Origin of the sequence: Globicatella sp. PHS-GS-PNBC-21-1553 (genome assembly GCF_033564055.1) — a bacterium.
GTDB lineage: Bacteria > Bacillota > Bacilli > Lactobacillales > Aerococcaceae > Globicatella > Globicatella sulfidifaciens.
In genome coordinates this window covers 631836-645781 of record NZ_CP085470.1, presented here as the reverse complement: position 1 = coordinate 645781, position 13946 = coordinate 631836, and the positions used below count along the sequence as shown (strand labels likewise).

The following is a 13946-nucleotide window of genomic DNA, read 5'->3' as shown; positions in this document are numbered from 1 at the left end:
ATGACTAAAACGATTAAAGAAGATCCTGTTTTATTAGCAATAGCGGTTCTGAACCATAATGAAGGTGCCCGCTTTGTTAATGAAGCGATTAAATTAGGATTAAATGGAGGAGTGGTTAGTCCTGCAACGGGATTAATTGGCTCACCATTATTGAATCTATTATCTATTCGTCATGACCGTCGTGATTTTGTGATGATTTTTGAAAGAGAAAGTGTGTTAATTCCAGCCTTAAAGTCTTTGGTAAATACGTTTAAAATGGATTTACCGAATCATGGAATTGTTTTTGTTTTAAAAACTGGTTTCCAATTAAGTCGTGACTACATGCTAGAAAATAATGATTGGAATGAGACAGAGGCTGATTATCAATTAATGGTATTAAGTTTTAAACACGGTCGTGCCTCAGAAATTGTGCAAAAAATTAATCAAGTTTCAACTGCAGGCGCAACGATTTTTACTGGAAAAGGTGAGAGTATTCTGGAACGTCAACAAATGATGGGCCTAGTATTTGCACCACAAAAAGATGTTATTTTAAGTGTGGTTGAAAGTGATCAAGTACCAGATGTTTTCACTGTGATGGAAAAATCATATCAATGCACTCAAACTAAAGGTATGTCCGTATGGAGTATTGATATCCATAATTTTTCACGTAATCGCTCATTAACACCATTAAAGACCGATTCTGAGAGAGAAATTCTAATATCGATTGTCAGTGAAGAATTAGAAGAAGAGTATATTAAGATTATGAAAAAACATCGCATGAATGGTGGAACTAGCTTGAAAGGTCATGGATCGGTTTCACCAGAAATGATGGAGAAGATTTTTAATATTACAGTGAATCCACAAAAGAAAATTCTTTTTACTATCGATACGACGAAAAAGATTGAAGCAGCCTATCATGATATTTTATCGTCAGCTAAAATGAATGAAGCGCATAAAGGAGTCTATTTAACAATTCCAGTACATGCGGCTTATGGCTTGTATCAGGAGAATTAAACAACTTACACGGAAGTATTCTTTATTTAGTATTCATAAATTAAGAACAAACTAATTTTGTCAGAAAGATTCGTTGTTTATATTAAGGTGTGGGCAAAAACTATAATAATTATGTTTGAATCCAACACTTTAATTAATAGTGCTGTGGTTAGTGGTCTCAATATGTGTTGTAATGATTTGTTTGAGACTTAATCGACTTTTCAGGGAGTGGACAGACAAAACGAAAATCATTTGATTTTCTACTTGTTGTCCACTCCGTAACTGATTTTGATAGGTAGATAATGATGTCAGAAGGGAAATTAGATGCTAAAAAAGATCAATTGGCTGGAAAAGCAAAAGAAGTTTTAGATGAAACGGTCAATAATCACCAATGAGTAGCTGAAGATAAGACGGGAAATCTTGCTAGAATAATGAAAGTTTAGCTAATGATGCTAAGAAAATTTTGAAGAGTTGTAAGATATTGTAGAAGATACAGAGAATAAAGTTAATGACAATTTGAGGAAATAATAGAGAGTATTACTCCTAAATAATGCATAAATTACAAGGCTACAGCTGATGGTTCAGTTGTAGCTTTGTGCTTAAAAATATGTTTTCGACTTAATAATTATTGGTTCATTATAAATGCAAGAATTGTTAAGGGTTAAGTAGTGTTTGAAAAGTAGTAATATAAGTGATAGGCTAGGTTTGAAATAGAGATAAAAACGGGATGTAGCACAATGCGTGAATGAGTAAAGACTAAAAAATAATTGCTAAAGAGCTAGCTGAAATTGTAAAGGTAACACCTAATTTTATTGCTACCTTAGAACCTAAATCAACGAATGTATCTTGGTGAACCTTAAGTATAATTTTCGATATTTTGATATTACATCCATTGAAGACCTCGCACTTATGAAGAGAGACTATTTTATGTGAGTGGCTTACTAGGCAGTTATGCATATTGGCCAGTCAGTGGCATTAATATAGGATAATAGCATCGCGCCGAAAAAGTATGACGAATCATTGCGACTATTTCTTTATTGTTTAAAATATGTCAAACATGTTATAATAAATGTAATAACTTTAGGAGGATAAAATTATGAAAAAATTAGTCATTGGATTAATTTGCCTTTTCCAAGTAATGTGTCTTCCGAACATATCAGTAAAAGCAAATGAAACAACCACGGTACGCCATGAAACTAGTACCGAAACAACTAATAGCGAAACGACGGTTACAACTGAAGAGTCGACCACCGTCAGTACGATGGTTGAGGTGCCAGAAGAGCTAATAGGGGCACAAGTCGCCGATTATTTAGTAGCGGATCAGTTTTATCAAATCACTATTAAAAATACTGCCGATGAAGTAGTTTATCAAAAAGATGATGCGATTTTTCTTCAAAGTGATTTAGAAAAATTACAAGCAATATTGAAATCTTCAAGTCATCTCTACATAGACCTTGGTGATGGTCAATATGCTTTACCTGTTGCGTCACTTAGATTAGTGAATCAAACCTTGACTTTTATTTATGATGATGTCATAGGTTATTCAGCTGTCTTCCATGAAGGGGTAGTTACCAATTCGGGAATGATTATTAGTGATGCAAGTGACCCTGTAATAGAGACCGTTACAATTGAACAGCCTGATATTAGTGGCTGGGTTGTTAATCAGCCTAGTAATATGACGGCTGAAATCCTAACGATTTCGTTGAAAAATCAAGAATATTGGGCAACCATGCCTTATAAAGTAGGAGTTAACGGAGACGTTTTAGATGAGAGTAATACAATTTATTTAGGTGCTTTTACATTAACAGAGTCACCTTATAATTTACATTTAAATATCGTTCCCAAAACAGAAGCACCAAAAGAGAAAGAAAATAATCGACGCTTAACAAATAAGCTTAAAACTGCTTTGGATAGAGAAAAGACTGTTCAAGAAAATACCACAACCGATAATGCGCCAATGACAACTACTACCGTACAGGACGAGAATATGCAAAGCGATACTGTCACTGAAATGAGTCATGAAGCAACATCACCTAGCGTTGATGAACAACCAACGATTCCTGAGATGGCAACATCCATTGAAACTACTGAGGTGACTCAATCGCAATACAGTACTGAAAATACAGTTACGACTAGACAAACAACTGTTGAGGACTTACAAGCTGTTGTTCCTAATCAAGATAATAATCGTCGCAAATTACCTTTGACGGGTGAAACATCAGGAGCTATTATGATGATAGTGGTACCGCTACTGGTTCTGGGATTGTTATTAGTAGTCTTTAATAAAAAAGAAAAAATATAATACAATGTCATCTACTTGCTATTCAAGAATATTTTGAGTAGGGTAGATGATTTTTTATTAGAGGTAACCATGAAGAAAATTTTAATCATTAACACAGGCGGAACGATTGCAATGAGCGAAGACCAAATAACCGGTAAAGTATCGCCTACGAGTGAAAATCCCTTAACCAATCAAGGTCAATATTTTAAACAATTAGCACATTAACAATCGTTGATTATTTTCATTTGCCTTCACCCCATATAACAGTGGATCATTTATTAGAATTGAGTCATTATGTTCAGAAGATTCAAAATCAATATGATGCCACTCAACCACTGCTCTCTGAATTAAATAGATATGCCTGAACAGAATTTAAAAAGTTTTTGCCCAGCCTCATCCATTCCTTTAACGATGACGGGAGCGATGCGTTCTAGTAATGAAATTGGTTCGGATGGTTTATCAAATTTATGCAGTGCAATCTTCGTTGCCATGGATGAGGAAACAACTCAACATGGTGTTGAGGTCGTCATGAATGAAGAGATTCATGCAGCTACTTATGTGACGAAGACTCAAGCGACAACTATCGAGAAAAGAGTGGGACTCATTAAAGCGTACTTAGGTATGGAGGCTGAAAGGTCTGGAGATATTTGACCATTATGATGGATTGGTCATCGAAGGTTTTGGTGCGGGTAATTTGCCACCACAATTAATGGTGAAACTTCAAAATTTATTAGCTAAAGGAGTTAAAATTGTCATGGTATCTCGAGCTTTTAATAGCATCACTGAAGATGTATACGATTATCAAGGTGGTGGCAAGCAATTAAAGCAAATGGGGATTGTCTTTGCACAAGGATTAAGCGGCGTTAAAGCGAGAATCAAATTATTAGTTATTTTAAATAGCTGACGAGAAGCATCATTGCCCGAGTTATTTTCAAGACAGGCCTATCAGTATTAATTGTTAGAAAACAATAGTATAATCAAGTTAAAGACTCTTTGAATGAATCGATTAAACAACTGAGCTTATGAAGCGAAAACAGTTATTAAGTTTAATGAGATATCATTCAAAGAGTTTTTTAATTATGGATGACGATGTTTTTTTCTAAATTGTGATGGCGTAATATGATTAATCATTCTAAATGCTTTAGTAAAATGTGACGGTGAATTAAAGCCAACTTTAGCTGAAATATCCGCTATTTGCTCGTCAGTATGAATTAAAAGTTTTTCTGCTTCTTCGATACGCACATGAATCAAATAATCAATTGGCGAAAGTCCAGTATTTTGTTTAAAAATACGGATTAAGTAAAATTTATTAATATCTGACACCTCTGCCAATTGTTCTAGCGTCACTTTTTCCGAATAATGATCACGGATATAATTTTGGACTTCTTGTACATCTTTTGATTTTGCTAATTTGCCATTATCCTTAATTGAAATATCCGAATGACGCAACACATAAATCATGATACATTCTACTAGGCGTTTAATAATTTGGTCAGTACCTCGACTTTTTGATTCATTTTCAAGTAATAATAAATCGAAATAATGACGTAAAGTACGTCCACGGTTATGCACTAAAAAGTGACCATCTACAGAATCAAGATTGACAGAAGAGGTAAAGACAAAACCGGTTAATAAAATTGTGATGATTTCTGAATTTTTATCTACTTCAAACGATATTTTTTGTTGCGGATTTAAAATTAAGATATCATTTTCTTGACAACGATAATCTTTGTCATCAATTCCAAAATGAGTTTGGCCTTTTTTGACATAAATCAACATCAAATTATCTTCTGTCTGTAATACTTTACTATCCTTAGTTTGTAACAAATAATGTTCAATTCGACTGATTTTAATTGAAGAAGAATTTATATTGGAAATATACATATATTCAGCCCCCATTTTTATTCTTATATTTCTATTATACAAAATAAAATAGAAAAATAAACATAAGTTGACCTAATAATATATAGAAAAATACAAAAATAAAACAGATTTCTTTTTGTATCAAGATGAACTTTGTTATAATAAAAGCATCAAATATAAGGGGTGTCATTATGCAGAATTTCGTCTATGATATACCAACTAAGGTCTATTTTGGAAAAAATCAAATTGAACGTTTACCGGAGTTAATTCATCGTTTTGGCAAGCGTGTGTTATTAACATACGGTGGTGGCAGTATTAAACGCAATGGTCTATATGATCGTGTAAAAGAATTACTAGCCGATTGTGAGATTTATGAATTAGGTGGGATTGATCCCAATCCGCGAATCGAATCAGTGCGTGAAGGGGCAAAATTATGTAAACTGCATCATATTGATGTGATTTTAGCAGTAGGTGGAGGCTCAACGATTGATTGTTCCAAAGTCATAGCTGCTGCCTCAAAATATGATGGCGATGCGTGGGATTTAGTTGCAGATTCAAGTAAAATTAAAGATGCTTTACCTTTAATCGATATTTTGACTTTATCTGCTACTGGAACAGAGATGAATACAGGTGGGGTTATCACCAACTTTGAAACGAAAGAGAAAAAAGGTACAGGAGCTTATGTTTTATATCCCTATGCCTCAATTTGTGATCCGACGTATACTTTCACTGTGCCTAAAAATCAGACAGCTGCCGGCACAGCAGATATTATGAGTCATACATTTGAAATTTACTTCAATCGAGAAGAAGGTGTGTTTGTTCAAGATCGCTTAGCTGAAGGGATATTAAAAGCGTGTATCCATTATCTACCTATTGCATTAGAGCAACCGGATAATTATGAAGCGCGTGCTAATTTAATGTGGTCTTCTACGATGGCCCTTAATGGTATTACTTCGATCGGACGACCAGGACCATGGACATGTCATCCGATCGAACATATGTTATCAGCCTATTATGATATCACCCATGCTGTCGGATTAGCCATTTTAACACCACGCTGGATGTCGTATATTTTAAATGAAGAAACAGTAGATCGTTTTGCAATGTATGCTCATAATGTATGGGGAATTCCCTATCAAGCTGATCAGTTTTCGATGGCTAAAGAAGCGATTGAAAAAACATATCAATTTTTTGTCGACGCTGGCCTACCGATGACTTTACCAGAAGTTGAAATCGATGAAGAGTACTTTGAAGAAATGGCCGAACGGGTTGAACCACGTTTAACGAATAGCTATGTTCCATTAACTAAAGATGAGGTCGTAACCATCTTAAAAGATTGTATGACTTCGGGAGTTACCTACCAACATTAAATTGAATGATCAATCGATGATGACAACCTGTCCTGTCTGGGCAGGTTTTTTTCAGTCTTTACAAAAAATAAGCGAAAAGCAGTCTGAAAGGAGCAGAGGTATATTAAGCGGTATCGAAACCTTAATTGTCTAGTCAATCATCTAAATTTACAGTTAATTTTAAGAAGGGGGACTCATTTCGAATAAAGGGTGTCGAAATCAAACTAAAGCCCCATACCGAAGTATGAGGCTTTGAATTATAATAAAGATTAGATGAGTGATGCAGCGTCTTCATCTACGATGACCGTTACATCGGGGTGGTTAATTAAAACTGTTGCCGGGCAATCTGTTGTTACTTCACCGGCCATTAATTGTTTAATGGCATTGGCTTTGTTTTTACCGAAAGCCATTAAGATAATTTTTTTAGATTTCATAATGGAAGCAATTCCCATACTGTAAGCTTGACGAGGAACATCTGCTTCAGATTCAAAATAACGTTTATTTGCTTGGATAGTTGAATCAGTTAAATCAACTAATGCAGTTTTTGCATCAAAGGAAGTACCAGGTTCATTGAAACCAATATGACCATTTTCACCAATACCTAAAATTTGTACATCGATTGGATTTTCATCAATAATTGCTTCATAACGAGCAGCTTCTGCCTCTGCGTCAGTATTTAAACCATCTGGAACATAAGTTTCTTTAAATGGTTTGTGATCGAATAAGTGTTGTTGCATAAAATAACGATAGCTTTGAGGATGATCGCCGCTTAAACCGTAATATTCATCTAAATTAATAGAAATTGAATCGGTGAAATCTAAATCTGATGCTACAATTAATTCATATAACTTTTCAGGTGTACTGCCTGTTGCTAAACCGAAAGTGTTAGCACCATTTTCCTTAGCTTCTTTGATAATTTCAAAAGCTTTTTGTGAACCTTCTGCCATTGTCTTAAAAGTTAAAAATTCCATAATTCTCCTCCTTGTGAAATGTTTTTCATCAATATTATTATAGCATTATCACTATAGGTATTCAAACATAAAAAAGACTTTTTAAGCCATAACAAGCAATAGGAGATACTTAGGGAACTGAATTTAAGAATGGGGTTTATAACAATACGATTCCAAAACGAAAATTTGATTAATGTTTTACTACAAAATGGTAACAATTAGATTTTTCAATTTATATTATGATAATATAATTATGAAGAGGATTAACTGATGAAAGGTGGCGACAATATTGTTAAAGACCAAGCAACATTACATGAAGACAACTTTTTCGATAGGATTAATAACATTATTTGCAAGCGTTCATTTAACTTCAAATACAATGGTCGCTGCACAAGAGAACAGTTACTCTACTAATCAAAATACTCAAATTTATACGGAAACGAGTATCATAGAAACCACAACGACTAAAGTTTATGAGGAAATTATTGAAGAGAGTGGTGAAGTGACCCCAGGGGCACCAGGTTCATTTGATGATGACACAACAACTCCTGAAACAACAGAGCCATTAGAGACCGAACCACCAACTGAAACCACGGTATCTTCAGTCGAAGTAACGGATAGTACTGATCAATCACCGGCACCGGAGTCATCTACTACGACGAGTATTAATCAAGGAACTGCCCCAGGTCAAACTGAGACGACTTCTTTTATTACGCGTATTATCACAGGGAATAAAACAACCGCCAATGATGCTCGTAATCAAGGAAAACTATCAAAGAGTGATCGACCACTATTCAAAGAAAGTCAAGCGCATTCGCTTACTAAATTATTCTTAAAAAAATATCTTCAAACAAATATTGAAACATATTCCGATGTTAAAGTTTGGAGCTATGCTTTGTTAACCGTAACAACAGGTAAAACAGAATGGTTAAATCCAGATGTGGTGATGCCTTTGGTTGTCACGATTGCTGAAATATTGACTAATTATTAAGGAGCAACAATGTATTATTTAATAGGACTTAAAACGTGCAGTACTTGCCGTCAAATCGAAAAATTATTAAGACAAGCGGATATTACGTATCAATATCAAGATGTCAGAACGGATCGACCAACTGCGGATCAAATTCGTGGTTGGTTGTCTTCTATTAATGAGGAAAATATCGATAAATTAGTCAATACCCACGGGCAAGTTTATCGAGAACGCCAATTAAAGAATGATTGGAAAAATTTTACAGTCGAAGAAAAAATCCAAACACTAGCATCTGATGGAATGTTAATTAAACGCCCGATTTTAATTACCGATAACAATCGCCTGTTTGTGGGAAATGAAGTCAAAAAATATTTGGAGGAAGGGGCAAATCATGCATAAAAAATTAACAAAACTTAGTTTGCTTTTATTGTTGACAAATTTTTCTTTGCCAATAATGCATGCAGAAGAAAGTAGCCAAACAGAAATAACACTCCAAACAGAAACAACCGTAACACCTGCTGAAGCATCTACTACACCAGCAGCTGATGAGTCAGATACTACCAGAAATATTACTTCTATTGTGGAAAAGAATGGTGAGAGTCAATATGACTTTAAAGATCCACAAGCGCTACTTGAGGCACTTAAAAATTCTCCTGAGAATAAGTCCACAATGTTTAATTTAATGGAAAGTGAAAACGGTGTGGATTTTATGCTTGATAGTTTATCAGCTTTAAAGGATAATCATCTTTACTATATTTTAAACCAAAAAGGTAATGATGGCGGCACTAATGTTCTGATTCAAACTGACGAACAAAATAATGTTAAAACTTCGTTTTATTTAGCAGAAGATTTAGCAAAATTAGCTGCGGAACGCTTAAATAATGACTATGAACAATATAAAGATAGTTCAGTCGAAGCTTATTATGTCTACGCACAAGAACATATCGATGATATTTTAGGCACTTATATTGAGCATCCAGAGGTTAATGAAAGTAATCATACACTTTTACAACGATTGAATTCAGTTGATCATTGGATGTTAGAATTAATCACTCAATATGTTGAAAAGAACACGAACCGTGCTGAGGTTCATGAAACAGAACAAGAAGGAACAGTTTATGTCTTTAATATCGATCAAAAAGAGTCACAACAACTAGTCGAATTGGCTCAATCATTAGTGGAAGCTACTGATGAAACGAAGCGTTTAACAGAAGAATTACAAAAAGGGTATCTTGGCACAATCAGTTTCTCAATGAAATTAGGGGAAATAGCCATGAGTCTATCAACCGATGATGCGCATCATGTTATTGAATATCGTATAGGTTTAGAAAAAGCAACGATTAAACAACCAGAAGCTAAAAAGATCATCTCAAGCCAGGAATTTATTAAGAAAACAGGTATTGATATCTTTGATGATGGGTTAGTTTCAGTGATAACCACGGAAACAACAAGTTCCAACGATGAAGAAAATACGCAATCTGAGGCAACCGCAGAAATAGACTCTGCTGAAGAAACCACAACATTAGCAGAAACCACCATCGGTGAGGAATAGTTAAAACGATTAAAATAAAGAGGAATTGATAACTCTATTAAAGCGTTTATAATGTATCAAATAGCAATTTCATCTATTTGATGATATAATTTTGGAAAAGAGGAGGCATAATATGAAAGAGTACATCTGTATGGCTGATGTAGAAATTGAACGTGAGAAAAAGAAATTATCGAACTTTGTTGACGAAGCAACCCTAGAACATAAAGCAACTATTTTTAAAATATTAGGGGATTTAAACCGAGTTAAGATTGTCGAAATTTTATCTCACTATCCTCAATTATGTGTAAATGAAATAGCTCAATTTATTGATGCTTCTGTAGCGACCACATCACATCATTTAATTACCTTAAAAAATAACGGCATTATTAAATCTGTAAAAGAAGGGAAACATGTTATCTATATGTTAGATACTGATTATGTAACCAGTCTATTTGAAACAGTGGATTTATTACGTGTCCAATGTCCTAAAATGAAAGCAGCTAAATAATTTATATTTAATTGTAGGCGGTTTTACGGTATAATATAATCATAAATAATATTTATGATGGAGGGTGTAAAATGAAAGATGCAGACAAAGAAAAAGTAGTAAATTGGGACAATCTATCTGAAAACTTAGATGAATTAAATATCGATGGCGTTTTAGATGGTGAAGATAGTAATCAACATATTGTAGCGACAGAAGAAGAATTTCAAGAGCTTTTAAAAGGATTATTTGAATAATATTTTTACCGAAGCAGAGTAGCGGAGCTTAATTCGAATACTCTTTGCTTCGGTTTTTTTGTTAATCGTCAAGATGACAGTTTAAGAACTAAATAATTATTTTATTTGATTACCGTGCTATTTAGCTGAAAAAATGAATTGTAAAAGATATATATAGAACAAGTAAATTGATTGAATCTTGAATTAAGAGCAGTATAATGAATGTAAAGATGACAATTGAAATAACTAAAAATGAACGACTGAGCAGATTTATGAATGAGAGTTGCAGTAAGTATTCACATTAACAATAAAATTTGTTTAGGCTTTATAGAATGCGAAAAATGCCCTTTAAATGAATAGTAATTATAGTCGTTTTTTTATGAGTCATTTTGATTAATAAAGGATTTAGTAAAGCTTGGCAAATCATTCATTATAGCGGTGATGTCAAATTAATAACTAAGTCTAAGTAAGACTATAAACTACTTAATAACATGGAAGGAGGATAGCACCTTGAAACCGTCTGAAAACTGAAAGGAGGTTATCCAACTATCTCTGTCTTGGCCGTACAGTAAAACGGCTTTTTTGTTTGAAATAAGACGCTTAAATAAGTAATCATTATGAAATAATCTGTGGAGAAAAAACTCTAAATATAATTATTCCACGTCACTAAAAAATAGTTAGTATAATCTAAAAGTCAAGAAACAGTATTGGTTCATCTGCTGCATCAAGATCGACTAAATCTACTTGCAAACTCTATAATCTTATGTTAGTTTATAAGCTAATAGAGGTGATAGAGTGATGGGTAATCAGTTGCTAAATCCTGATCATAATTTTTATCCGGAAGATGATTCTTTTTTACGTTTTGAAAAAGCCCTATTATCAAATTACTAAGGCGGTCTATCCGGCGTGGAGTTTAGAGGCGAAAATAATTCAACAACTTAAAAATGGTTCTCAAAAAGTAATTCAGATTGCACCACCTGATACGATTGATAACCAGACTTATAATTTTTATTTTAAGCAAATTTACGATAATGTGGGCAATACCTGGTTTCAATTTATAAACGTCCAACGACAGTTAGCGAAGTCAAATTAATTTAAATAATCTAGTCAAACTACTTGATTTTTGACCAAAAATGACCTATTATTATAACTGTATTAGCACTTAGGGTGTTAGAGTGCTAAAAAATATCAAGTAATGGAGGAATGCAATGATGTTAAAACCATTAGGAAAACGTGTATTAATCAAACTAGAATCAAATGAAAAAGTTTCAACAGGTGGGTTAGTATTAGCAAGTGCTGCGAAAGAAAAACCCACTCAAGGTGAAATAATTGCTTTAGGTCAATTAGTAACCGATGAAGACATTGTGAAAGCTGGCGATGTTGTTTTATTCAATGAGTTTTCAGGAACAACGATTACTCATGAAGGTACTGACTACTTAGTTATTGATTTAGAAGAAGTTTTAGCAATTTTAGGATAGGAGAGGGTAGATAATGGCAAAAGAATTAAAATTTTCAGAAGATGCTCGTGCTTCATTATTACGTGGAGTAGATATTTTAGCAAATACCGTTAAAACCACTTTAGGACCAAAAGGTCGCAATGTTGTGTTAGATAAAACATATGGTTCTCCATTAATTACCAATGATGGTGTGACGATTGCTCGTGAAATTGAATTAGAAGATCGTTTCGAAAACATGGGAGCACAATTAGTATTAGAAGTTGCTTCAAAAACCAATGATGTAGCAGGTGACGGAACGACTACCGCAACCGTTTTAACCCAAGCAATTGCACGTGAAGGAATGAAAAATGTTACTGCTGGTGCCAATCCAGTAGGGATTCGTCGTGGAATTGATATGGCAACGAAAGTAGCCGTAGAAGCGTTAAAAGGTTTATCACAACCTGTATCATCTAAAGATGCGATTGCTCAAGTTGCAGCTGTTTCTTCAGGAGATGAAGAAATTGGTGCATTAATTGCTGATGCAATGGAAAGAGTCGGCAATGACGGTGTTATTACGATTGAAGAATCTAAATCCATTGACACTGAATTATCAGTAGTAGAAGGGATGCAATTTGATCGTGGTTATTTATCACAATACATGGTATCTGACAACGAGAAGATGATTGCGAACTTAGAAAACCCGGCAGTATTTATTACAGACCGTAAAATTACCAATATTCAAGATGTTTTACCATTATTAGAGGAAATTATGCAATCTGGTAGACCTTTGTTAATCATCGCCGAAGATGTTGATGGTGAAGCATTACCTACTTTAGTATTAAATAAATTACGTGGTACCTTAAATGTGGTAGCAGTTAAAGCCCCAGGATTTGGTGATCGCCGTAAAGCAATGTTAGAAGATATTGCTGTACTAACTGGAGCAACTGTTATTTCAGAAGAATTAGGTTACGAATTAAAAGATGCGACAACAGCGCACTTAGGACATGCAGGTAAAGTAACGGTAACGAAAGATTCAACAACAATTGTTGAAGGTGCAGGAGATAAAGCGGCTATTGAAAATCGTATCCAAATTATCCGTGCTCAAGCAGAAGAAACAACATCAAGCTTCGACCGTGAAAAACTACAAGAACGATTAGCAAAATTATCTGGTGGCGTCGCGGTGATTAAAGTAGGAGCAGCGACTGAAACAGAGCAAAAAGAACGTAAATTACGTATTGAAGATGCCTTAAATGCGACACGTGCTGCGGTTGAAGAAGGAATTGTTTCTGGTGGTGGTACAGCTTTATTGAATGTTCAAGAACAAGTATTAGCCATTGAAGCAACTGGCGATGAAGCAACAGGTGTCAACATTGTGGCGCGTGCTTTAGAAGAACCAGTTCGTCAAATTGCTGCCAATGCAGGAAAAGAAGGTTCAGTCGTTGTGAATGAAATTAATCGTGCAGAAAAAGGCATTGGTTATAACGCAGCTACCGATAAATTTGAAAATATGATTGAAGCAGGAATTGTTGACCCAACAAAAGTGACTCGTTCTGCTTTACAAAATGCAACTTCAGTAGCAGCATTATTATTAACTACTGAAGCGGTTGTCGCAGAGATACCAAAAGATGAGCCAGAAATGCCAATGGGCGGCGGTATGCCAGGAATGATGTAAGAAATGATTTATGCTAAAACAGCTATTAACTCAGTTACTTCCTAGCCTAGATAAACCTAAGTATTCAAAGTCGCTTGTGAAAAATGCTTATCACGTAGTTGAATAACGATTATTTAGCGAGCAAAAAATTGAAGACAAATCCAAGCAGAGGATAGAACAAAATCGTTCGGTCCTTTGCTTTTTTTATTTGGATAAGAGCTAT

15 protein-coding genes are annotated in these 13946 nt (G+C 34.4%); 13 read left to right on the top strand and 2 right to left on the bottom strand.

Translation table 11 applies throughout. The features are described 5' to 3' along the window. The 5 genes from LB888_RS02950 to LB888_RS02930 all read left to right on the top strand — a co-directional run bounded on the left by LB888_RS02950 (position 1) and on the right by LB888_RS02930 (position 4157). Positions 1-993 (top strand): hypothetical protein, encoded by a 993-nt coding sequence (locus tag LB888_RS02950; RefSeq protein ID WP_318753556.1) that lies wholly within the window; start codon positions 1-3, stop codon positions 991-993. A gap of 1075 nt (positions 994-2068) precedes the next feature. Then, complete coding sequence (locus tag LB888_RS02945; protein ID WP_318753555.1) at positions 2069-3274, top strand: LPXTG cell wall anchor domain-containing protein; 1206 nt, start codon at positions 2069-2071, stop codon at positions 3272-3274. Positions 3275-3343: 69 nt separating this feature from the next. Next, on the top strand, positions 3344-3478 hold the full coding sequence (locus tag LB888_RS02940) for an asparaginase domain-containing protein (RefSeq protein WP_318753554.1): 135 nt from the start codon (positions 3344-3346) through the stop codon (positions 3476-3478). A gap of 132 nt (positions 3479-3610) precedes the next feature. Beyond that, on the top strand, positions 3611-3904 hold the full coding sequence (locus LB888_RS02935; protein WP_318753553.1) for an asparaginase domain-containing protein: 294 nt from the start codon (positions 3611-3613) through the stop codon (positions 3902-3904). 43 nt (positions 3905-3947) lie between these two features. Next, the gene (locus LB888_RS02930; protein ID WP_318753552.1) at positions 3948-4157 is read left to right on the top strand and encodes a hypothetical protein; all 210 of its coding nucleotides are present in this window, start codon (positions 3948-3950) and stop codon (positions 4155-4157) included. A 173-nt stretch (positions 4158-4330) separates the two neighbouring features. Here LB888_RS02930 and LB888_RS02925 read toward each other — a convergent pair whose 3' ends face one another. After that, complete coding sequence (locus LB888_RS02925) at positions 4331-5137, bottom strand: helix-turn-helix domain-containing protein (RefSeq protein WP_078756639.1); 807 nt, start codon at positions 5135-5137, stop codon at positions 4331-4333. Between the two features lie 170 nt (positions 5138-5307). On the opposite strand from LB888_RS02925, the gene LB888_RS02920 reads away from it, so the two are divergent. Continuing rightward, entirely contained in the window at positions 5308-6486 is a 1179-nt protein-coding gene (locus LB888_RS02920; RefSeq protein ID WP_276647929.1) for an iron-containing alcohol dehydrogenase, read from the top strand. Between the two features lie 248 nt (positions 6487-6734). Here the strand turns inward: LB888_RS02920 and LB888_RS02915 are convergent, their stop codons facing one another. Then, a complete protein-coding gene (locus LB888_RS02915; RefSeq protein ID WP_276933944.1) occupies positions 6735-7436 on the bottom strand; it encodes a glucosamine-6-phosphate deaminase in 702 nt (233 codons plus the stop codon). Positions 7437-7704: 268 nt separating this feature from the next. Here LB888_RS02915 and LB888_RS02910 point away from each other — a divergent pair, with 268 nt between their 5' ends. The 7 genes from LB888_RS02910 to groL all read left to right on the top strand — a co-directional run bounded on the left by LB888_RS02910 (position 7705) and on the right by groL (position 13744). Beyond that, complete coding sequence (locus LB888_RS02910) at positions 7705-8406, top strand: hypothetical protein (protein ID WP_318753551.1); 702 nt, start codon at positions 7705-7707, stop codon at positions 8404-8406. Between the two features lie 9 nt (positions 8407-8415). Continuing rightward, entirely contained in the window at positions 8416-8784 is a 369-nt protein-coding gene (locus tag LB888_RS02905; RefSeq protein ID WP_276648625.1) for an arsenate reductase family protein, read from the top strand. After that, entirely contained in the window at positions 8777-9937 is a 1161-nt protein-coding gene (locus LB888_RS02900; RefSeq protein ID WP_318753550.1) for a hypothetical protein, read from the top strand. The genes LB888_RS02905 and LB888_RS02900 overlap by 8 nt, the downstream gene beginning before the upstream one ends. Before the next feature lie 112 nt (positions 9938-10049). Continuing rightward, positions 10050-10424, top strand: coding sequence for an ArsR/SmtB family transcription factor (locus LB888_RS02895; protein ID WP_078756633.1), 375 nt, complete (start codon positions 10050-10052; stop codon positions 10422-10424). A 71-nt stretch (positions 10425-10495) separates the two neighbouring features. Then, positions 10496-10657, top strand: coding sequence for a hypothetical protein (locus LB888_RS02890; protein ID WP_159443925.1), 162 nt, complete (start codon positions 10496-10498; stop codon positions 10655-10657). A 1187-nt stretch (positions 10658-11844) separates the two neighbouring features. After that, on the top strand, positions 11845-12114 hold the full coding sequence (locus LB888_RS02885) for a co-chaperone GroES (RefSeq protein WP_078756596.1): 270 nt from the start codon (positions 11845-11847) through the stop codon (positions 12112-12114). A gap of 13 nt (positions 12115-12127) precedes the next feature. Continuing rightward, the gene (gene groL / locus LB888_RS02880) at positions 12128-13744 is read left to right on the top strand and encodes a chaperonin GroEL (RefSeq protein WP_318753549.1); all 1617 of its coding nucleotides are present in this window, start codon (positions 12128-12130) and stop codon (positions 13742-13744) included. Positions 13745-13946: the final 202 nt, after the last annotated feature.

Bases quoted from the DNA above. Each gene is read 5' to 3' on its own strand.
- LB888_RS02935 (WP_318753553.1), top strand. From the start codon at position 3,611: ATGCCTGAACAGAATTTAAAAAGTTTTTGCCCAGCCTCATCCATTCCT.
- LB888_RS02905 (WP_276648625.1), top strand. From the start codon at position 8,416: ATGTATTATTTAATAGGACTTAAAACGTGCAGTACTTGCCGTCAAATC.
- LB888_RS02890 (WP_159443925.1), top strand. From the start codon at position 10,496: ATGAAAGATGCAGACAAAGAAAAAGTAGTAAATTGGGACAATCTATCT.
- LB888_RS02945 (WP_318753555.1), top strand. From the start codon at position 2,069: ATGAAAAAATTAGTCATTGGATTAATTTGCCTTTTCCAAGTAATGTGT.
- LB888_RS02895 (WP_078756633.1), top strand. From the start codon at position 10,050: ATGAAAGAGTACATCTGTATGGCTGATGTAGAAATTGAACGTGAGAAA.
- LB888_RS02885 (WP_078756596.1), top strand. From the start codon at position 11,845: ATGATGTTAAAACCATTAGGAAAACGTGTATTAATCAAACTAGAATCA.
- LB888_RS02920 (WP_276647929.1), top strand. From the start codon at position 5,308: ATGCAGAATTTCGTCTATGATATACCAACTAAGGTCTATTTTGGAAAA.
- LB888_RS02950 (WP_318753556.1), top strand. From the start codon at position 1: ATGACTAAAACGATTAAAGAAGATCCTGTTTTATTAGCAATAGCGGTT.
- LB888_RS02915 (WP_276933944.1), bottom strand. From the start codon at position 7,436: ATGGAATTTTTAACTTTTAAGACAATGGCAGAAGGTTCACAAAAAGCT.
- LB888_RS02940 (WP_318753554.1), top strand. From the start codon at position 3,344: ATGAAGAAAATTTTAATCATTAACACAGGCGGAACGATTGCAATGAGC.
- LB888_RS02925 (WP_078756639.1), bottom strand. From the start codon at position 5,137: ATGTATATTTCCAATATAAATTCTTCTTCAATTAAAATCAGTCGAATT.
- LB888_RS02900 (WP_318753550.1), top strand. From the start codon at position 8,777: ATGCATAAAAAATTAACAAAACTTAGTTTGCTTTTATTGTTGACAAAT.
- groL (WP_318753549.1), top strand. From the start codon at position 12,128: ATGGCAAAAGAATTAAAATTTTCAGAAGATGCTCGTGCTTCATTATTA.